Source organism: Erythrobacter sp. S227 (assembly GCF_057364925.1).
The window spans coordinates 1,212,371-1,231,522 of the sequence record NZ_CP200280.1 but is presented as its reverse complement, the minus strand read 5'-3'; the positions used below and the strand labels follow the sequence as shown (position 1 = coordinate 1,231,522).

Below are 19,152 nucleotides of genomic sequence, written 5' to 3'. Positions count from 1 at the left end.
CCGCATGATGCGTTCCTCCCTCCTGACTGCAGCCTTTGGCGCAGTGCTGGCTTTCGTGCCGGCGCGGGCAGTGCTGGCCCAGGATCAATCTGCGTCCGATATCGCGCCGGTGCAGCGCACTGTCATCTATGCAGATGCGCCAAGCGATCTGTCGGTCACGATCTATCGCAATCCAAACAGGTTTGAAGGTCAGGCGATGGATGCGGACAACCCCCGCGGCTTTGCTATGATCAGCGAGACCCGCAAGGTCACCTTGCCCCAAGGCGAAAGCACGATCCGATTTGAAGGGGTCGCGGAAGGTATGATCGGGGTCAGCGCGATTGTGACCGGCCTGCCCGGCGGCACGATCGAGAAAAACCGCAATGCCGAGATTTTGTCGCCTGCTGCGCTTGTAAACGGCACATTGGGCAACCGGGTCACAATTACCCGGACCAATCCGGCAACCGGAAAGGCCATATCCGAACAAGCGATTGTGCGCACGCGTGCCGACGGCGGTCTGGTGCTGCAAACGGGAAACGGCTTCGAGGCGGTGCGATGCGCGGGAATAGCCGAAACGCTCGGCTTTGACCGCGTGCCCGAAGGTTTGTCCGCTCAGCCCGTCTTCTCGATCGACACACGCGATGAGAATGGCGGCACCTATGAAGTGACGCTTACCTATCTTTCGTGGGGCTTCGACTGGCAGGCCAATTACATCGCTTCTCTGAAGGAGGAGGGTGGCTCGGATGATTTCGAGATGGGGATGCTTAGCTGGCTGACGGTGCTCAATGACAATGCCCAAAGCTTTGCCGATGCACAGCTTCTGGTGGTCGCAGGCGAGCTTAGCGTTGTGAGCGACTATGAAGGACTGGCCAGCCCCCCTCGCGGTGAGCCGTTGAGCCTGTCCTGCTATCCCATTGGTAGCACAGCGGCCGGATCGCCCATTCCAACGTTTGCCGGCCCCCTCGGCCTCTCAAAGTATAATGCCGCCAACTATGAGGGTAACGATATGATCGTTGTCACGGCTCAGCGACGTTCCAGAGCAGATATGGAAGCGCCAATGGCTGTTGCTTCTATCAGTTCCGAAGTGATGGAGGCGGCAGAAGAGCAGTTGGGTGATCTCAAGCTTTACCGTGTTCCGGAACGGGTCACGGTCAGCGCGCAAGGGATCAAGCAAATTGCCTTCCTGAACCGCGATGAGGTTAGCGCGCGCTATATCTATGAACTCGGCTGTGCCGCCGAGGCGATGATGCGCCCGAACCCTCCGGCCGGTATTCGGCAAGCCACAGTTTTCCTTCAAACCGAAAATGAGACCGAGCAAGGCCTGGGCATTGCCCTTCCCCAAGGGGCGTTCAATCTGTTCGAGCCCAGTTCCCATGGCCCTCTTCTGGTGAATGAAAACTCCCTTCGCGATTATGCGGTGGGCCAGGACATCGAGCTTGATGTCGGGCAGAGCCAGCATGTCACCGCAAGCTGCGCGCCAATGGCGGCCTATGATGAAAAACGCGATGACAGCAAATGGCAAGAGGTCGAAGCCGAACTCACCAATACCAACGATCACAGCGTTATGGCGCGCCTTGTTCTGGGCCGCGCCGGTTCGTGGCGCATTCGCTGGCCGGGTAGCTCAACCAAAATCAAAGACGGGAAGGTTATCGCCAAACTTGTTCTTGCACCGCACGAAACGCAGACAGTCCGGTGGAGAGTAAGGCGTCCGGAATAGCCCGTTTCAGACATAATTGAAAAATTTCTGTTCCCCTCTTGTTCTAGTGGAACAAATGGGATACATGCATTCCTACAGGGGGGCAGCAATCAAGCTTTCCCAGATGGCCGGTTAAAAGTACTTAATCGGACCTATGCAAGCGAAGGAGTGCATGCGATGGCTACGCAACTTAAGCTGGTAGACAAGGAAAAAGACGTGGACCGTCAAAAAGCGCTGGACGCTGCTCTTCAACAAATTGACCGTGCCTTTGGTAAAGGTTCAGCGATGAAGCTGGGCTCGAAAGAGGCGATGCAGGTTGAATCGATTTCAACCGGTTCGCTTGGTCTTGATATCGCGCTTGGCATCGGCGGCCTTCCGAAAGGTCGCGTGGTAGAAGTCTATGGCCCAGAAAGCTCTGGTAAGACAACGCTGGCATTGCATTGCATTGCCGAGGCTCAGAAAGCTGGCGGTACGGCAGCATTTGTCGATGCGGAACACGCGCTTGACCCTGTCTATGCAAAGAAGCTTGGCGTGGACATTGACGAACTGATCGTCTCGCAGCCCGATACCGGCGAACAAGCGCTCGAGATCACGGACACTCTGGTTCGCTCTAATGCGGTTGATATTCTGGTGGTCGATTCGGTCGCCGCACTTGTTCCGCGCGCTGAGATCGAAGGCGAAATGGGCGACAGCCATGTTGGCCTTCAGGCACGCCTTATGTCGCAATCGCTGCGTAAGCTGACAGGCTCGATCAACCGATCAAAGTGCATGGTGATCTTCATCAACCAGCTGCGCATGAAAATCGGCGTGATGTACGGTAACCCGGAGACAACGACAGGCGGTAACGCGCTCAAGTTCTACGCCTCGGTTCGTCTTGATATTCGCCGCACGGGCCAGATCAAAGACCGCGACGAGGTGATCGGTAACTCGACCCGCGTCAAAGTGGTGAAGAACAAAGTTGCGCCTCCGTTCAAGCAGGTCGAATTCGACATCATGTACGGAGAGGGCATCTCCAAGATTGGTGAGATACTCGACCTTGGTGTGAAGGCCGGCGTGGTTGAAAAATCGGGTAGCTGGTATTCCTACGACAGCGTGCGAATTGGCCAGGGGCGTGAAAACTCCAAGCTTTACCTCAAGGAAAACCCTGAAGTTTGCGACAAATTGGAAGCCGCCATTCGCGGTAAAACCGATGAGGTCGCCGAGGAGATGATGACCGGTCCGGACGCGGACTGAGAATTCACATCCTCAAGCGGGCGCTCCTGATGTTCCTGATCGGCCCAATGGCCCGATTTGGATGGGAGCAGTAGAAGAGCGGGACCTAATTCTCGCCGCCCGGAAACATGGAATACCGGTGTAGATCGCTTTTTGCCCCACGGGCGGACCGCGGATTTGCACCGGTTTTTCGTTTGCAGGTCCAGCCACAGTTAACTGCAGGATCAAGGCCGCAGTCAAAGCCGTCCCAAAAAGTGCCCACGGGGAACTTGGCCTCCAAGCTGAACACTGTGATCGAAAATCAGTGATGAGCTTTCGCTTGTCGCATTCCGGTCCATGGATTACCTGCACGCCATAACATTCAGCGGTTCGGCTACAGGCATGACTTCAACAAACGATATTCGTCGCTCCTTCCTCGATTTCTTTGCAGGTGAAGGCCACGTTTGTGTGCCAAGTGCACCGCTCGTTCCATACAACGATCCAACGCTCATGTTCGTGAACGCAGGGATGGTGCCGTTCAAGAACGTATTTACGGGGCTCGAAACACCTCCGGGCCCTTGCGCCACCTCGTCGCAAAAATGTGTCCGTGCAGGCGGCAAACACAATGACCTCGACAATGTGGGTTACACCGCGCGTCACCACACATTCTTTGAAATGCTGGGCAACTTCTCGTTTGGCGATTATTTCAAAGAACAAGCGATCCATAACGCCTGGAATTTGTTGACCCGCGAATGGGGAATTCCGGCGGACAAGCTGTTGGTCACTGTCTATCACACCGACGATGAAGCCTTTGACCTGTGGCGCAAGATTGCGGGTCTTCCCGAAGATCGTATCATCCGCATCGCCACCAATGACAATTTCTGGTCGATGGGCGAAACGGGCCCGTGCGGACCGTGCTCTGAAATTTTCTACGATCACGGCGCACACATTCCCGGCGGCCCTCCCGGAAGTCCAGACGAAGACGGTGACCGTTTCATTGAAATCTGGAACCTCGTTTTCATGCAGTTCGACCAACAGGCAGACGGCACGCGTAAGGATTTGCCAAGCCCTTCGATCGATACGGGAATGGGCCTCGAACGCATCGCAGCCGTGATGCAAGGTGTTCACGACAATTACGACACCGACACATTCAAGGCGCTGATCGCAGCGTCAGAAGGTCTCACCGGCGTTGCTGCAACGGATGAAACCACCGCGTCTCACCGTGTCATTGCAGACCACTTGCGTTCGACTTCTTTCCTTATGGCCGACGGTGTGCTCCCGTCTAACGAAGGGCGCGGCTATGTGCTGCGCCGTATTATGCGCCGCGCGATGCGCCATGCCCATTTGCTGGGGGCAAGTGAGCCTTTGATGCACCGCCTTGTTCCATCGCTGGTCACTGAAATGGGGCAGGCCTATCCCGAACTCGGCCGCGGCCAGGCGCTGATCGAAGAAGTGCTCCTTCGCGAGGAAACCCAGTTCCGCAGGACGCTTGATAAGGGTCTGAAACTCCTCGACGAAGCAACCGGCGATATGGGCGAGGGCGGAGAGCTTGACGGCGAGACCGCCTTCAAACTCTACGACACTTACGGTTTCCCTTATGATCTGACCGAAGACGCCCTTCGTGCACGCGGCATTGCGGTGGATCGCGGTGGCTTTGACGCCGCGATGACCCGGCAGAAAGAGGCAGCGCGCGCAGCCTGGAAAGGTTCCGGCGAGGCGGCTTCTGATGAAATCTGGTTCGATATCGCCGACCGCGAAGGTTCCAGCGAGTTCACTGGATACGTTGCGACCTCAGGCGAGGGCAGCGTCGTTGCCATCGTCAAGGATGGCGCAGAAGTGCAAAGCGCTTCGGCAGGTGATGAGGTTGTAATTCTGTGTAATCAGACCCCTTTCTATGGCGAGAGTGGTGGTCAAACCGGCGACACCGGCGCGATCAGCACACCCGAAGGGTTCGCCGCAAAGGTCACCGACACCAGCAAACCGCTCGGCCGCCTTCACGCGCATCACACCAAGATTACCGCTGGTGAGGTCAAAGTCGGCGACAATGTGCAGCTCGAAGTCGATGTAAAGCGCCGCAATCAGGTTCGCGCCAATCACTCGGCGACGCACCTTGTCCACGCGGCCCTGCGCGGTCAGCTTGGGGATCACGTAACGCAAAAAGGTTCGCTTGTCGCAGATGATCGCCTGCGCTTTGACTTCTCGCACCCCAAGGCGCTTTCGCCTGAAGACATCAACGCTATCGAAGCCGAGGTGAATGCCGAAATCCTTGCTAATCAGGAAGTCAGCACACGGCTGATGAGCCCCGATGACGCGGTCGAAGCGGGTGCGTTAGCGCTGTTTGGCGAGAAATATGGCGACGAAGTCCGCGTTCTTTCGATGGGCCGCACAGGCGGGTCAGGGCGCAGCTACTCTGTTGAATTATGCGGTGGCACCCACGTGAAAGCGACCGGCGATATTGGCCTGTTCCGTATCATCTCGGAAAGCGCGGTGTCCTCAGGCGTGCGCCGGATCGAAGCGCTTACCGGTGATGCCGCTCGCCAATGGCTGGTTGCGCGTGAGGAAGCGCTCAAGTCTGCTGCGAGCGTCATCCGGGCAACTCCCGAAGAGGTTCCTGGCCGGATCACTGCCTTGATGGAAGAGCGCAAGCGGCTTGAGAAAGAACTGGCGGAAGCCAGGAAAGCGCTTGCCCTTGGCGGCGGCGGATCAAGCGGTGAGGCGTCGGGTTCAAGCGACGAAGATATTGGCGGCGTCGCGTTCAGCGGACAAGTCCTCGAAGGGCTCAACCCCAAAGAGCTTCGCCCGTTGCTGGATGAGACCAAGCAGCGTTTGGGCAGCGGCATTGCGGCGATCGTTGCGGTGAATGACGGCAAAGCGAGTATCGCAGCTGCAGTTACGGACGACCTTACTGACCGGTTTAGCGCGGTTGACCTCGTGCAAGCAGGTGTTGCAGCGCTTGGCGGCAAGGGCGGCGGCGGGCGGCCCGACATGGCGCAAGGCGGCGGCCCCGACGGGACGAAAGCGTCCGATGCGATTGCGGCCGTGAAAGCTGTGCTTGCATAATCCGCCGCATTAAAGAGCCAGTATTTCAGGCTTTTTCAACTTTTCTGACCCAATTCTTCGTCTCTTGTTTCAGAGAGTTTGAAGGATTGGGGAATATGAAGAGCACATTTAGCGCGCATCTTTCGGTGGTTTGGGCAGCCAGTTGTTTTGCTTTGGTTACACCTGCCGTTGCGCAGGATCCCAGTCCGCCACCACCAGTGATGGAAATCCCGGCTAACGTTAGAACAGCGGAAGCGCAGCGTCAGGCCGAACCCTTCACGATTTCTGTGCGGATTATGGGACAGGATCGCGAGCTTTGGGCGGGCGATCTGGCTATGTGGGGCTCTAACCGCGCACAGGTTCGCCTCGATGTGCAAGATGTCGATATCACATGCCCCTTGGAAAACGCCCGCTTTGCCTCCCGGCGTAATGCGATCGAGCTTCAGGTGCGTCGCGGATATGGCAGAGACAACGCCAGATACACCGTCGAGGCAAACTGGACGCGCCCAACCGCTTCCTGCGCAGAGCAAGGCTCTCGCGCCACCGGCTTTGAAGTACAGGTTGAACTTGAAGAGGGAACACCGCGCGTGATCGAAGCAGACGGGGGTCTTCGTGTTGAGCTTACGCGTCGCAAGTAGCTCGCTGGAGAAAGTCCTTTTCCACACAGCACTGAGTGCTGTCCTGCTTGCGCTGCCTGCCCATTCGGGTGCGCAAGACCGCAGTGCGCGTGATCATGATAAACCACGGGCGATCCCCAACTATCACGTCCTGACTGATACCCCCAGACGCGATACAGCAGAGCAGAACTTTGCTTTCTTTGTCAGCGTCAAGGGGAGGGGGCGGGTCCTTTGGGCAGGCGATTTGTTTCTTGCCGAATACAATGGCGCGCGTATTGAAACGGACCTTCAGGACGTAAATCCCACGTGCGGATTTGATGATCGCCGCATCTCGTCACGCAATAATGCATTGGTTCTATCGCTTTCGCCGGTCGATTTGATCGAAGGCTATCGCTTCAGATTGAAAGCGTATTGGAAGCACCGCTTGCCATCTTGCGAGGAGATGCGCAGCGAGACCGAGTGGTTGAACGTTCCCGTCGAAATCGCTGAAGGCGAGACCAAGGTTCTTTCTGGCGATGGTGATCTCGAAGTCGAGTTGACGCGGCGCGCATGGCCTCAATGATCAGTTGTCGATCGTTGACGTCCGCAGTTTAGGGCGCGACTTCAAACCGCCGTCGATCTCAAGCTTTTCGCGATATTCGTCACGCTTTTCGTGGATCGAGGCGATGACCGGTCCCATGGCAACTCCGATGTCGACAAGCACCGCTTCTGATAGCTGCAGAGAACTCTCTAGCGTTTCCGGTACGGCGTGACTTGCCCCTGCACGGTAAAGCTGTGCGGCGTGGTCGGTGTCTCTTGCGCGCGATACGATCAGCAGATCCGGGTATTCGCGGCGGAGTTTTGAAACGAGGCGCTGTGCAAGCACAGGCTCGTCCATGGTCAGGACGACCGACGGTGCGTTTTCAATGCCGAGCCTAGTCAGAGCATCGCCTCTCGCCGCATCGCCGAAGGTTGCACGATACCCTGCGCGTTTTGCATCAGCGATGAGGTCGGGATCAGAATCGAGGATCACATAGGCTTGATCGTGCTCGGTCAGCATATCGGCGATCAATCGGCCAACACGGCCACCGCCAATGATGATCGTGCGCGCATCCTCTTCGTCTTCATCGGGCAGTTCGGGCGTGGCTTCGATCCGCCGGGCGATGACGCGGCCAAGTTTTGCCAGAAGCGGGGTAACGGTCAGGCCAATCGCGGTGACGATCTGCCAGAATTGTGCAGTGTCGGAATCGATAACCAGTGCGCTGGTCGCTGCTGCCAGAACAATGAGGCTGGTTTCTGACGGGCTTGCCATCAAAACGCCCGTTTCCGCAGCGGTGCTGCGCCGTGCACCCATCATCCTAAGCAAGGTGCCAGTGATCACGGCCTTGAATACGAGAACACCAACAACTGCGGCCATGATCTCCCAGACATTGGCCCAGATTTCAATCAGGTTGACGCTCATCCCGATGGTGATGAGGAAAATGCCGAGCGCAAGACCTTTGAACGGCTCGATGATCAATTCTACCTCGCTGTGATACTCGGTCTCAGCGATGAGCAGACCAGCGATGAGCGCTCCCACGATTGGCGAGAGGCCGGTCGCAGATGTGGCGAGGCTGGCGCCAATAACGACAAGCATCGTTGCTGCAAGGAAAAGCTCAGGGCTTTTCGTCCGCGCGGCCTGGCTAAACAGGCTTGGCAGGGCATAGCGGCCCACCACAAGCAGCACCAAAATAACAATCCCGCCATAGATCAACGTGTCGGTGATTCCTTCAACCCCGCCGCCCGCAGCGGCAGGGGCGAGCGCACCCAGGATAAAGATGATCGGCACGATCATGATGTCTTCGAACAGAAGCATCGACAGCGCGGCGCGCCCGACCGGGCTTTTCGTGCCTGATATCGGCAGCACAATCGCGGTGGACGAGAAGGCGAGGGCGAACCCGAGGGCCAGCGCCGCTGTTGTATTCATCCCGCTGTATTGTCCGAAGAAAGCGGCCGAAATGCTGCCAATGATGAGAAGCTCCAGGCTACCCAAACCAAAGACAAGTTTTCGCAGTTGCCACAAGCGGTTGAACGATAGCTCCAACCCAATCGCAAACAGAAGCAGGATTATCCCGAAGTCTGCAAAAGGCGTCAATCGTTCCGGGTCGGATATGGTCACATATTGAAGCCAGGGCACCTCATCGACCAAGGTGCCAAGTCCAAAGGGGCCAACAGCCACCCCGATCAGGATGAAACCGATAATTGGCGTAATCCGGAAGCGGGCGAACACCGGGATAACGATCCCTGCCGATCCAAGGATCACCAGAGCGTCTTGCATAACCGGAGAGAGGGTCAGTTCGCCTGCCATAAGTTCCTTTGGGCCGAGCTTTCAGTGTTGGGTTGCCCGGATGCAGATTGCTCCTCCAGGCCGACATTGCAATGCGCTATACCATTTCAACCAAGAGGGGCGGCCGTTCGTTCCAACAGCCGCCCCTCAAAAACCGATCAAACTGAACGTCTAGGCCCAGTTTTTCATCTCTGTTTCGAGGTTCTGCACGATCGCCTCGAAGAATTGCTCGGTTGTGAGCCAGTTCTGGCCAGGGCCGATAAGCAGCGCCAAGTCTTTGGTCATCTGACCCTTTTCGACCGTTTCGATGCAAACCCGCTCAAGAGTTTCGGCGAATTTAACCACATCGGGTGTGTCGTCGAACTTGCCGCGATACATCAGGCCTCTGGTCCATGCGAAGATCGAGGCAATCGGGTTGGTCGAGGTCGCCTTGCCCTGCTGGTGCTGGCGATAGTGGCGGGTAACGGTGCCGTGTGCGGCTTCTGCTTCGATGGTTTTGCCATCGGGCGTCATCAGAACAGACGTCATCAGACCGAGTGAGCCGAAGCCTTGAGCCACGGTGTCAGACTGAACGTCGCCGTCGTAGTTCTTACATGCCCAAACAAACTTGCCCGACCACTTGAGGGCGGAGGCAACCATGTCATCGATCAACCGGTGCTCATAAGTGATGCCGGCCTCAGCGAATTTCTCTTTGAACTCAGCTTCGAACACTTCTTCGAACAGGTCTTTAAAGCGGCCATCATAAGCTTTCATGATGGTGTTTTTGGTCGAGAGATAGACCGGCCAGCCGCGGTCGAGGCCGTAGTTCATCGACGCACGCGCAAAGTCGCGGATCGAGTCGTCGAGGTTGTACATCGACATAGCGATACCAGCGCTCGGGAAGTCGAAGACGTTGAGATCAATTTGGGTGCCATCATCGCCTTCGTAAACCATGCGAAGGCGGCCAGGACCCGGGATCAGCGTGTCGGTTGCACGGTATTGGTCACCAAATGCGTGACGACCAACCACAATGGGGTCAGTCCAGCCCGGCACAAGGCGCGGCACGTTGTCGATCACGATAGGCTCACGGAAAACCACACCGCCAAGGATGTTGCGGATCGTGCCGTTTGGCGACTTCCACATTTTCTTGAGGTCAAACTCTTCAACGCGCGCCTCATCCGGGGTGATGGTGGCGCATTTGACGCCGACGCCGTGCTCTTTGATCGCGTTTGCTGCGTCGATCGTGATCTGGTCATCGGTCTCGTCGCGCTTTTCAACCGAGAGATCGTAATACTTCAGATCAACGTCGAGATAAGGCAGGATCAGCCTTTCGCGGATCCACTGCCAGATGATTTTGGTCATTTCATCGCCGTCGAGCTCGACGACCGGGTTCTTAACCTGAATTTTTTGCATGGGCGTACGCCTGTTCCTTCCGTCCAGGGGACAGTCATAAATTTGCTTTTGCGGATGTGTGATCCCATCCCTGTGACGGGGCTTTAGCAGAGGAGCGGCGTTGCGCAAGTCAGGCAACGGGCGAGAGGCTATTTGGGGCTAAAATCCACTTCCTGGTTCTCGCAGATATGCCTCTTCAGCCGCTGTCGAGGTTCGGCCCAAAATAGCATTTCTGTGAGGGAACCGGCCAAACCGTTCAATTACATCCCTGTGCGCGTGCGCGTAACGCGTGTATCCGTCATCACCCAGCGCCTCAATCAACCGAACCGCTTCGTTTTGGTCGGCCAAATCCTCGCTGTGCTCGAACGGGAGATAGGCGAACACTCTTCGGTTAACTGCAATGTCCTGATCCCAACCTCTGCTTACTAATTCGCGTGCAATTTCCAAGCCTATCGGATCGCTCGCAAAACTGCGCGGGTCGCCGCGGTATAGGTTTCGGGAAAACTGATCGAAGACAATGATTGCGGCAAAGGCCTCGGAGGGCGATCCCATCAAGTCACCGAGCGACACTTGCGAGAGCTCTTTGTGCAGTCCGCAAAAGCGAGCGCGGATTTCATCGTCCAGCGCCTCGTTCTTGTAAAACCAGTCTTTGGCATCCAGTTCATCGAACCAAAAGCTGAGGACCATGCCGGGCCAGTCAGCGTGTCGAGAATTTGTCATGCAACGAGCCTATAGCAATCCAAGCCAATCATTCGGGCCAAATACACAAAAAGGCGCCGCTTTTGCGACGCCTCTTGAGTGGTGCTGTTTAGCGGATGATGGTGGGCGTACCAAGATTTGAACTTGGGACCCCTACGATGTCAACATAGTGCTCTACCCCTGAGCTATACGCCCGCACCATCATCAAGCCCGCGTCGTATCGAAGCGGGAAGCGGCGAGTTAGCGAAGCTCGCGGATCAGTGCAAGCGATTCGCTGACGCTGCGTCCAAGTTTTCTCAGATACGTGCTTCCTGCTGTTCTTCGAACACGCGCTCCACCTCAAGGACAAGATCGCGAAGGTGGAAGGGTTTTGACAGTACTTTGGCATGGGGCTGTTCGCGGCTTGCGCGCAGCGAAACGGCAGCAAAGCCTGTAATAAACATGACTTTAGTGCGCGGGCTCACCTCGGCGCAGCGCTGCGCCAATTCAATACCGTCCATTTCTGGCATAACGATGTCAGACAAGAGCAGATCAAAGAACTCCGCCTCAAGCAGCGGCACAGCCTCTGTCCCGCGGTCAACGCTGACCACTTCGAAGCCGGCTTTGGTTAGCGCGCGCTCAAGGTATGCACGCATGGCTTCTTCGTCTTCAGCAAGAAGGATTCGCGGGATTTGCGGTGTTGTCATGTGCAGCGTGATACAATCGATCGCTTAATAAATCTTATTCATTTTACCAAGGTGACCAGCTTTGGAACGCCTGTTTGGGGCATTTTTCATCCGAAGTGGATTAACTATATCCGGCTGACCACACGCCATTGAGACTGAAATCGAGCCGTGATGCGGCGCGAAGTGGGTGATTTTGCCTTTGACTCGCACAGTCAAAGCAGGCAGCACTAAGTGAACATGTCATCATCGCCCAACAACCGGCAAACCTCTCGATTAGACACAACCGTACGCAGCCAACCGGGAAGCGTGCGAAGGGACCTTGTGACCAACAAAGGTGGCTCGGTCGCTGGATCATCGCCCAGTGTGGATGGGCATGCGTTTGTTCATGTCGCTCCGCGTCACATGCCGCTTCCCGTGCTTATTGCGGTACCGCATGCCGGGCGGGTGTATCCATCTGAAATAAAGGCGCAAATGCGCGATGTTCGCCATAGCCAGCTTCGCCTTGAGGACAGGCTTGTTGATACAATCGGGGTGGAGGTCGCGCGGGCGACTGGGACGGGCCTGCTGGTTGCTCATGCGCCGCGTGCAATGATCGATCTTAACCGTGCCGCCGATGATATTGACTGGGGCATGGTCAAAAAGCCCAGAGGGTTTGATCAGGGTGCCTTTGCCGAGGGCCTTATCGGCGTAGGGCCGACGGTTGGTTCCGCTAATGCGCGTTCTCGCAGCGGTTTGGGTCTTGTTCCACGGCGTTTGCCGGGATTTGGCGAGATATGGCGCTCCGCGATTTCTGCAGATGAAATAAAGCGCAGGGTGGAACAGATTCACCGCCCTTATCATGACTTTCTTGCCCGTGAGCTTATCCGGATACGCGACGCCTGGGGCGCTGCACTTCTTATCGATTTGCACTCCATGCCACCGTTGCGGCGACGTGATGGCGAAAAGCAGGCCCCGCGCATTGTGTTGGGCGATCGTTACGGAGTCTCGTGTGACAGCACCATTGCTAATCACGCCTTCAACTATCTGGAACATCATGGCTGTGTGACGGCGCATAATCGCCCGTATTCAGGTGGTTATGTGCTTGATCGTCATGCAAGGCCAGCGCGCGGAATTCATGCCATTCAGGTTGAGATATGCCGAAGCACCTATCTTGATGCCGCCTATGAAGAGACGACCGATGGCGCTTCTAATTTGGCACAATTGCTTGCTGGACTAGTGCGCGTGCTGGGGGCCGAGACCGCTGGTCTTGTATCAGGCGGCCGTGTTCCCCAAGCTGCTGAATAGGGCTCGCTTAATAGCACCTTCGAACGAACGCCCTCTTCCCAAATTCCAAAAAAGAAGCCACCTCGCGCGAAAGGGGGGAGCACGAGGTGGCCAGGTTCAGGGAGGATCACGCCAATGAATGGCGAATCCGGAGCGGCTCATGAGGGGGTAACCGCTCCATGCTACTAAATAAGCTTGGGGCGACCCGCTTTCAAGCTGCGGGCCGCCCCAATTGTATCGCAAATGGACGCAAATTACGTCCGGTAGCTCTTTTGCTTTGAGCCGTTTATTTGGCTTTGTCTTCGGGCATAGGCACTTTGCCTTGCGCGCTTTGGCGTTCGAAGATGATCCGCATCAGGTTCATTGAGAACAGGTGCGCATGGATCAGCATAAGCATACCGCTCTTGTTGAGCTCTTCCACCTTCTCAGCAGGAAGCTCGCGCAGCTTCTCTTCGTTCACCATGCGGAAGCCGCGATAAACAAATGGCTTGTCCGGCATGTCGTTGCGGGTGATCGCAATTTCGCCGTCCATCATAAGGTCAAGGGCAGTGAGTTGCTCGAGAAACGCCTTTGTGCGCTGACCCGAGGTTTCAAAGCGGCGGCAGAACTCCAGGACATCATTGGTGTACTGGGTCGGCTTTTGCTCGTCACCATCCGCTTGGAACAGCGCATTGCCTTCATTGGCTTTGCCTACAACGCCGGATTCCGGGTCGAAGCAAAGAGACATTTCCTCGCTGCCCTGATTCAGCTTTGCGAGGATGAAGGGGTAGCGGCGGATGTAGGCTGGTACATAGACGCCTGCTTCAAGCTTGCCGTTTTCTTCGATGAAGGTGTTCACGCCTTCGTTGAGGCCCATCAGAGCGATTGGCAGCGGCGCGTCGTTTGCGGTGAAAACGATCGGATAATGGCGCTGAGCATCGACAAATTCATCAACCGTAAGCGGGATGGCGTGCGTATCGGCCATGAAGGATGCATCATCAAAGCTGCTTACTGACCAGTCAGCGTGATCTTTGCTGTTGAGCGGAAGCAAGTCTTTGTAAAAAAGCGGTAGTTGTGGCTGCGGCGCGGTCGCCATGGATAGTCTCCTAGATCCCATAAGTGAGTGTTGATTGAGGGCGGCGCGCGGCTTCAGCTTAGTCCCCACCCAAGAATTGTGAGGCGCTTTAGGCGTTCAGGGACGTAAGGGCAAGCGCGCAAGGCGTACTACTCGTCAACCAATGGTACAAGCTTGCCCGGATTGAGTAATCCTTGCGGGTCGAGCGCCTGTTTTACGCTGCGCATCATCGATAAAGCCACCGGGTCGCCCAGGCGTCCAAGCTCGCCCACTTTCATTTGTCCGATGCCGTGTTCTGCGCTGATCGATCCGCCCCACCGGGTGACAAGATCATAGACGCGCGCGCTGACCTGTTTGCCTTCGCCTTCTTCCCATTCACCGGGCACCGCCCCTTGCGGGGCGAGGACGTGAAAGTGGACATTGCCATCGCCCAGATGGCCAAAAGCAACCGCCGTTGTGCCCGCGAATTCTGCTTCGACTTTAGGGGAGGCGTCCAGAATGAACTCGGGCATTTTTTCGACGGGCACGGAAATATCATGCTGCATCGCCGGGCCCAGAGCGCGCTCTGCTGCTGAAATGGAATCGCGAAGGGTCCAGAAATCTTCGGCCTGCCGCTCGTTCGCGGCGATGACTGCGTCGCTCAACAGACTGTCTTCAGCGGCTTGCCCAAGCGCTTCCTCAAGCCGTTCGCGCAGGCTTGTATCGTCACAATCGACGGCTACACATTCGACCAGCGCATTCCATTCGTGGCGCTCGCTTAGCGGACAACGCGCGACAGGTAGATGTGCAAGGACGCTGCCCAGGCAATGGTCCGGAATAACCTCGAACCCTTCCAATGTGTCGCCCAATGCCCGGTCTACCCGTCGAAGGAGCGTGCGCGCATCAATGATCGAAGAAAGCCCAACCCACGCCGTCGCCCGGGCGCGCGGTGCAGGCAAGAGGCGCAATGTCGCACCTGTGACAATTCCAAGCGTACCCTCTGATCCGATCAAAAGCTGCTTAAGGTCGAACCCGCGATTGTCTTTTTTCAAAGCGGTGAGGGCATTGAAGATGCTGCCATCGGCAAGCACAGCCTCGACGCCCAGAACCTGCGCGCGCATGGTTCCGTGGCGCAGGACCTGTGTGCCGCCTGCATTGGTAGAGATCAGCCCGCCGATGGTCGCAGAACCCTTGCCGCCAAGGGTCAAAGGAAAGCGCAGATCCGCTGCGTCAGCTGCTTCGTGAAGCGTTTGCAGGATCACGCCCGCATCGCACACCGCAAGTCCGGCATCTGCGTCCAATACGCGGATCGCGTTCATGCGGCGCAGTGACAGCAGAATGGCATTGCCGCTCGCGTCCGGGGTCGCTCCGCCAGCCATTCCGCTATTGCCGCCTTGGGGCACAATCGGAATGAAGTGCTCCGCGCACAGCTTCACCAGTGCGGCGACTTCAGCCGTCGAAGCGGGTGATGCAAGCCCGAAAGCTTTGCCCGAATAACGACCACGCCAATCTGTCAGCCAAGGCTCCAGATCGTCAGCAATCGTGGTCCACCCTTTGGAACCAAGCAGTTCGGCGGCCTTCTTTGTGAAGTTTGAGATGTCGATAGTTGGAGCTGTCATTGTTGCGCCTATGCCACAATCGCGCGGGAATGCACCAGACCTTTGGCGTCACGGAGCCGCGAGGTTAAGGCAGCGTTCAATCACTGATGCTAGGCCAATCGCTCGCTTTTATGAGACGGCTCAGGTGGGGCCAGGTTGAAATTGTTGTTTGGAGGGTCCGCAAGACACTGATGTCTAGCCTATACGCCTTGGCAGCGTCGGCCGCTCTGTTCTTGCCGTTTTTGGGGCAGGCAAACGATGCGCCTGCGGCTTCCGCTCCGTTGGCTCCATCCTCTGCTGTGACTTCCGCTCCGCAATGCTCGATCACCAATGCTGGGCCGGTTTCCGGTGCCGAGCCTCTCAAGCAATCTGCGCAAAATAGCGAGCCACCAGCTGCGCAACTGCCATTGCCGATCTCATCTGAAGGGCGTGCATCCACTCCGCTAGAAGCGTTTTATGCCACGCGCACCGCCAATCAAGTGAGGATCGAGCGGCGCGTGACAATTCGGATCGCTCCCTATCGCCAAAGCAACCGCAACAGCCTTTTAGCCCAGCTCCCAAGGCGCGGCGTTGCCCGCGAGTACGAAGAGCGCAAGATGGATGACTGCATTCCTGTGGCGGGCATCGCGGGCGTCCAGACGGGCACGGGCAATCGCTTGCTGTTGTTCCTGCGCGACCAGCGCATCATTAGCCTCAACCTTGAACGTGGATGCGAGGCTCGTGACTTTTATTCCGGCTTCTACGTCGAGCGAAGCGAAGATGGTCGGCTTTGCGTGAAACGCGATCAACTTCAGTCCCGAAGCGGTGCCAAATGCGAAGTTGAACGCATGCGCCGTCTTGTCGCCGCTGACAACTGATCGTCTGCACATTGTTGCAACCAAGGGCGCAGCCTCTGGAACCTCAGGGGGCGAAGAGGCGCAATTCCTTGACTCCGAGCGCCTTTTTGGCCAAGCGAAGCACGCCTTCTTGGACGGCGTTAAGCCCAGATGCGTTCTGCCTTTCATGAAACAGCAATCCTTGCATTTTTTATCCGGACATTTTTGCGCCTATGACATTTGCCGATCTCGGCCTCTCTCCTGAATTGCTCAAAGCGGTTGAAGAAGCCGGCTATACCGAGCCGACCGCTATTCAAGCAGAAGCAATTCCTTCCGTCCTAATGATGAAGGACCTCATCGGGATTGCACAAACAGGCACGGGTAAAACCGCCAGTTTCGTGCTGCCGATGATCGATGTGATGGCCTCTGGTCGCAGGCGTGCATTAATGCCGCGCTCGCTCATTCTTGAGCCGACGCGCGAACTTGCTGCGCAGGTTGCCGAGAATTTCGAAAAATACGGCAAGAACCATGACCTTAAGATGGCGCTGCTTATCGGCGGCGTGCAGATGGGCGATCAGGTTAAGGCTCTGAACGAGGGCGTTGATGTCCTGATCGCGACGCCGGGCCGGATGATGGACCTGTTCGAGCGGGGCAAAATCCTGCTTTCGGGCTGCGAACTTCTGGTGATCGACGAAGCGGACCGGATGCTCGACATGGGCTTTATCCCGGATATCGAGTTTATCTGCGACAAGCTTCCAGAGACGCGTCAAACCATGCTGTTCTCGGCCACCATGCCTGCGCCGATTGAAAAGCTGGCGAAGAAGTTCCTGAACAATCCCAAGCGGATCGAGACGGCGCGCGCGGCGACCACGAACAAGGACATCACGGCCTTCAAAGTGCCAGTAAAGAGCCGCCAGAAGCGCGATACTCTTGAGTGGCTGCTGGCGAACGATCAGGTCGAAACCGCCATCATTTTTGCCAATCGCAAAACAACCGTTCGCGACCTCAACAAGCATTTGCAAAAGCGCGGCTTTGCCTCAAGCGAGATCCACGGCGACATGGACCAAGGGTCGCGGCTTAAGGAGCTGGACCGGTTTAAGTCGGGTGATGTGAACATTCTGGTGGCGTCCGATGTGGCCGCTCGCGGGCTTGACATCAAAGGCGTCAGCCACGTCTTCAACTTCGATACGCCGTGGCACCCGGACGATTATGTCCACCGCATTGGCCGCACCGGCCGTGCAGGCGCAAAGGGCCGGGCGTTTACGCTCGTATCTGATGAGGACGCAGAAGCGATCTCGAATGTCGAAAAACTCACCGGCCATCCGGTCAAGGTGTTCGGCAAAGAGGACGTTCGCGTCGAGCTTGCCGATTCAGGCTCTGAGCCAAAAGCCGAAGAAGGTGAAGAGCGCGAAGAACGCGAGGAGCGTCCCAAGCGTTCGCGAGGTGGCAAATCGCGCCGCGATGCGTCAGACAAGAAACCTACTGATGAAAAGCCGAAGCGGGCCAAGCGTTTGCGTGACGACGATAGCGACGAAAAGCAGCGCAAAGCGCGCAAATCCCGCCGCCGCGAGGAGGACGATGAACCCGTCGCGGCAGGTGAGTGGAACGGGCCAAAGCCAGGGTTTCTGGATATCGGATTTAGCGGCTAGAGCCGCGAAATCTCTTCAGCTGCCTTCCAATGTATCCCAGCAAAAGACCCGAAGAGCGCAAGGCTGACTTTATCATCCACGCGATAAGCGTGGCACTCATCGTGCCGGTGAGCGGGCTTTTTATCCAGTGGGCCTCGCAGCGCGGTGATCCGCTCTTGCTGATTGCGACCATCGGTTATGCTGTGACGGCACTGTTTTCGATTGCGGTCTCGTTTGCCTATCACTTGTTGCCGCGCCATGATTTGCGTGCTGTGCTGCGCAGATGGGATCATGCCGCCATTTATGTCGTGATCGCCGGGACTTTCAGCCCGCTGCTGATTATGGCGGGAACGCCGAGTGCATTTCTCATCCTCGCAGTGATCTGGGCGCTTGCGTTGTTCGGTTTTGTTTTCAAGCTGGCGGCGTCCAACATGGACCCGCGCTGGTCGGTCGTTTCCTACCTTGGTCTTGGCGCACTGGGTTTGTTGGCCATGCCGGACTTCTGGCGCGAGCTGCCCTTGCTAACCACCGTCGCGATCGGGGTGGGTGCGCTTTTCTACACGGTCGGAACGTGGTTTTACCGGCAAAAAGAACGTCCTTTCAGATACCCGATCTGGCACTCATGGGGCACCTTGGGCGGTACGTCTCTATGCGCAAGTATCGGGATTGCGCTCGTGGGTTAGACCCAAGCCACGCGTCAGGGCACGGCAAAGACATGCGCGATCATTGTGCTGCCTTCGAAGACTGCGCGGTCTTCGACATTTATACCGTCCTCAACAAAGACAAAATCGAAAACACCGTCTGAATTGCTGTCAGAATGCAGCATGACCAGAAACATTGTCCCCGGCTTTGGCGCAGGGTTTAATGTGACGGCGACGTCCTTACTGGTTCCGCTTTCCACGAATGTGTAGCCTGCGACCCAGTCACCATTCGGCTTGCCGTCGATAAACGGGTGAAGCACCAGCCAGCCATCGCCCTCGATATGCACCTCGTCAAAGGTGAGGGTGGCCCCGTCACCTCTGCGCACGGCGCTGTTGGCAGAAGTTATGCGTTGTTCGGTGTAGGTCGTATCGGCGGAGCGGCTGACCCCTTCCACCATGATCCAGTTTTTCTCGCCATTGCCCAGAGTGATGGCAGGCGCATCCTGTGCCTGCGCATTGGCGCCGCATGCCAGAGCGAAAGCCAACCCAAGTGTAAAACGCATCGATAATCCCCTCTCGAGCTCCGTATTGCAGACCTTGCCAAAAGGGGGA

General features: G+C 56.8%; 16 protein-coding genes and 1 tRNA gene. 9 read left to right on the top strand and 8 right to left on the bottom strand.

Features of this window, described 5'->3' with window-relative positions; translation table 11 throughout:
- Positions 1-4: 4 nt before the first annotated feature.
- The 5 genes from AC0V6Q_RS05885 to AC0V6Q_RS05865 all read left to right on the top strand — a co-directional run bounded on the left by AC0V6Q_RS05885 (position 5) and on the right by AC0V6Q_RS05865 (position 7,084).
- Entirely contained in the window at positions 5-1,696 is a 1,692-nt protein-coding gene (locus AC0V6Q_RS05885) for a DUF4139 domain-containing protein (protein ID WP_486167475.1), read from the top strand.
- 156 nt (positions 1,697-1,852) lie between these two features.
- Entirely contained in the window at positions 1,853-2,908 is a 1,056-nt protein-coding gene (gene recA, locus AC0V6Q_RS05880; RefSeq protein WP_486167474.1) for a recombinase RecA, read from the top strand.
- A 360-nt stretch (positions 2,909-3,268) separates the two neighbouring features.
- Positions 3,269-5,926, top strand: a complete 2,658-nt coding sequence (gene alaS / locus AC0V6Q_RS05875; protein WP_486167473.1) for an alanine--tRNA ligase — start codon at positions 3,269-3,271, stop codon at positions 5,924-5,926.
- 95 nt (positions 5,927-6,021) lie between these two features.
- Positions 6,022-6,543, top strand: a complete 522-nt coding sequence (locus tag AC0V6Q_RS05870) for a hypothetical protein (RefSeq protein WP_486167472.1) — start codon at positions 6,022-6,024, stop codon at positions 6,541-6,543.
- Entirely contained in the window at positions 6,521-7,084 is a 564-nt protein-coding gene (locus tag AC0V6Q_RS05865) for a hypothetical protein (RefSeq protein ID WP_486167471.1), read from the top strand. The genes AC0V6Q_RS05870 and AC0V6Q_RS05865 overlap by 23 nt, the downstream gene beginning before the upstream one ends.
- Here the strand turns inward: AC0V6Q_RS05865 and AC0V6Q_RS05860 are convergent, their stop codons facing one another.
- The 5 genes from AC0V6Q_RS05860 to cpdR form a co-directional block, all read right to left on the bottom strand.
- Positions 7,085-8,848, bottom strand: a complete 1,764-nt coding sequence (locus AC0V6Q_RS05860) for a cation:proton antiporter domain-containing protein (RefSeq protein ID WP_486167470.1) — start codon at positions 8,846-8,848, stop codon at positions 7,085-7,087.
- A gap of 150 nt (positions 8,849-8,998) precedes the next feature.
- Complete coding sequence (locus AC0V6Q_RS05855) at positions 8,999-10,219, bottom strand: NADP-dependent isocitrate dehydrogenase (RefSeq protein ID WP_486167469.1); 1,221 nt, start codon at positions 10,217-10,219, stop codon at positions 8,999-9,001.
- A gap of 138 nt (positions 10,220-10,357) precedes the next feature.
- Positions 10,358-10,918 carry a DUF924 family protein gene (locus AC0V6Q_RS05850; protein ID WP_486167468.1) on the bottom strand — a complete coding sequence of 187 codons (561 nt, stop codon included), beginning with the start codon at positions 10,916-10,918 and terminating at the stop codon, positions 10,358-10,360.
- A gap of 99 nt (positions 10,919-11,017) precedes the next feature.
- A tRNA-Val gene (locus tag AC0V6Q_RS05845) sits at positions 11,018-11,092 on the bottom strand.
- A 101-nt stretch (positions 11,093-11,193) separates the two neighbouring features.
- Positions 11,194-11,583, bottom strand: coding sequence for a cell cycle two-component system response regulator CpdR (cpdR, locus tag AC0V6Q_RS05840; RefSeq protein ID WP_486167467.1), 390 nt, complete (start codon positions 11,581-11,583; stop codon positions 11,194-11,196).
- 300 nt (positions 11,584-11,883) lie between these two features.
- Here cpdR and AC0V6Q_RS05835 point away from each other — a divergent pair, with 300 nt between their 5' ends.
- Positions 11,884-12,846 (top strand): N-formylglutamate amidohydrolase, encoded by a 963-nt coding sequence (locus tag AC0V6Q_RS05835; RefSeq protein ID WP_486167466.1) that lies wholly within the window; start codon positions 11,884-11,886, stop codon positions 12,844-12,846.
- A gap of 265 nt (positions 12,847-13,111) precedes the next feature.
- On the opposite strand, the gene AC0V6Q_RS05830 is transcribed toward AC0V6Q_RS05835, so the two are convergent.
- On the bottom strand, positions 13,112-13,900 hold the full coding sequence (locus tag AC0V6Q_RS05830) for a SapC family protein (RefSeq protein ID WP_486167465.1): 789 nt from the start codon (positions 13,898-13,900) through the stop codon (positions 13,112-13,114).
- Positions 13,901-14,028: 128 nt separating this feature from the next.
- Positions 14,029-15,477 (bottom strand): FAD-binding oxidoreductase, encoded by a 1,449-nt coding sequence (locus tag AC0V6Q_RS05825; RefSeq protein WP_486167464.1) that lies wholly within the window; start codon positions 15,475-15,477, stop codon positions 14,029-14,031.
- A gap of 170 nt (positions 15,478-15,647) precedes the next feature.
- Between AC0V6Q_RS05825 and AC0V6Q_RS05820 the strand changes: the two genes are divergently transcribed.
- From AC0V6Q_RS05820 to trhA, 3 genes are all read left to right on the top strand, one after another.
- The gene (locus tag AC0V6Q_RS05820) at positions 15,648-16,313 is read left to right on the top strand and encodes a hypothetical protein (RefSeq protein WP_486167463.1); all 666 of its coding nucleotides are present in this window, start codon (positions 15,648-15,650) and stop codon (positions 16,311-16,313) included.
- A gap of 191 nt (positions 16,314-16,504) precedes the next feature.
- The gene (locus AC0V6Q_RS05815; protein ID WP_486167462.1) at positions 16,505-17,920 is read left to right on the top strand and encodes a DEAD/DEAH box helicase; all 1,416 of its coding nucleotides are present in this window, start codon (positions 16,505-16,507) and stop codon (positions 17,918-17,920) included.
- 29 nt (positions 17,921-17,949) lie between these two features.
- Entirely contained in the window at positions 17,950-18,582 is a 633-nt protein-coding gene (gene trhA / locus AC0V6Q_RS05810; RefSeq protein WP_486167461.1) for a PAQR family membrane homeostasis protein TrhA, read from the top strand.
- Between the two features lie 14 nt (positions 18,583-18,596).
- Here trhA and AC0V6Q_RS05805 read toward each other — a convergent pair whose 3' ends face one another.
- Entirely contained in the window at positions 18,597-19,103 is a 507-nt protein-coding gene (locus AC0V6Q_RS05805) for a DUF7282 domain-containing protein (RefSeq protein ID WP_486167460.1), read from the bottom strand.
- Positions 19,104-19,152 lie beyond the last annotated feature (49 nt).

What these genes read in the sequence shown, in the direction of transcription:
- AC0V6Q_RS05885 (WP_486167475.1), top strand. Translation starts at nt 5, where the DNA reads ATGATGCGTTCCTCCCTCCTGACTGCAGCCTTTGGCGCAGTGCTGGCT.
- recA (WP_486167474.1), top strand. Translation starts at nt 1,853, where the DNA reads ATGGCTACGCAACTTAAGCTGGTAGACAAGGAAAAAGACGTGGACCGT.
- alaS (WP_486167473.1), top strand. Translation starts at nt 3,269, where the DNA reads ATGACTTCAACAAACGATATTCGTCGCTCCTTCCTCGATTTCTTTGCA.
- AC0V6Q_RS05870 (WP_486167472.1), top strand. Translation starts at nt 6,022, where the DNA reads ATGAAGAGCACATTTAGCGCGCATCTTTCGGTGGTTTGGGCAGCCAGT.
- AC0V6Q_RS05860 (WP_486167470.1), bottom strand. Translation starts at nt 8,848, where the DNA reads ATGGCAGGCGAACTGACCCTCTCTCCGGTTATGCAAGACGCTCTGGTG.
- AC0V6Q_RS05855 (WP_486167469.1), bottom strand. Translation starts at nt 10,219, where the DNA reads ATGCAAAAAATTCAGGTTAAGAACCCGGTCGTCGAGCTCGACGGCGAT.
- AC0V6Q_RS05850 (WP_486167468.1), bottom strand. Translation starts at nt 10,918, where the DNA reads ATGACAAATTCTCGACACGCTGACTGGCCCGGCATGGTCCTCAGCTTT.
- cpdR (WP_486167467.1), bottom strand. Translation starts at nt 11,583, where the DNA reads ATGACAACACCGCAAATCCCGCGAATCCTTCTTGCTGAAGACGAAGAA.
- AC0V6Q_RS05830 (WP_486167465.1), bottom strand. Translation starts at nt 13,900, where the DNA reads ATGGCGACCGCGCCGCAGCCACAACTACCGCTTTTTTACAAAGACTTG.
- AC0V6Q_RS05825 (WP_486167464.1), bottom strand. Translation starts at nt 15,477, where the DNA reads ATGACAGCTCCAACTATCGACATCTCAAACTTCACAAAGAAGGCCGCC.
- AC0V6Q_RS05820 (WP_486167463.1), top strand. Translation starts at nt 15,648, where the DNA reads ATGTCTAGCCTATACGCCTTGGCAGCGTCGGCCGCTCTGTTCTTGCCG.
- AC0V6Q_RS05815 (WP_486167462.1), top strand. Translation starts at nt 16,505, where the DNA reads ATGACATTTGCCGATCTCGGCCTCTCTCCTGAATTGCTCAAAGCGGTT.
- trhA (WP_486167461.1), top strand. Translation starts at nt 17,950, where the DNA reads ATGTATCCCAGCAAAAGACCCGAAGAGCGCAAGGCTGACTTTATCATC.
- AC0V6Q_RS05805 (WP_486167460.1), bottom strand. Translation starts at nt 19,103, where the DNA reads ATGCGTTTTACACTTGGGTTGGCTTTCGCTCTGGCATGCGGCGCCAAT.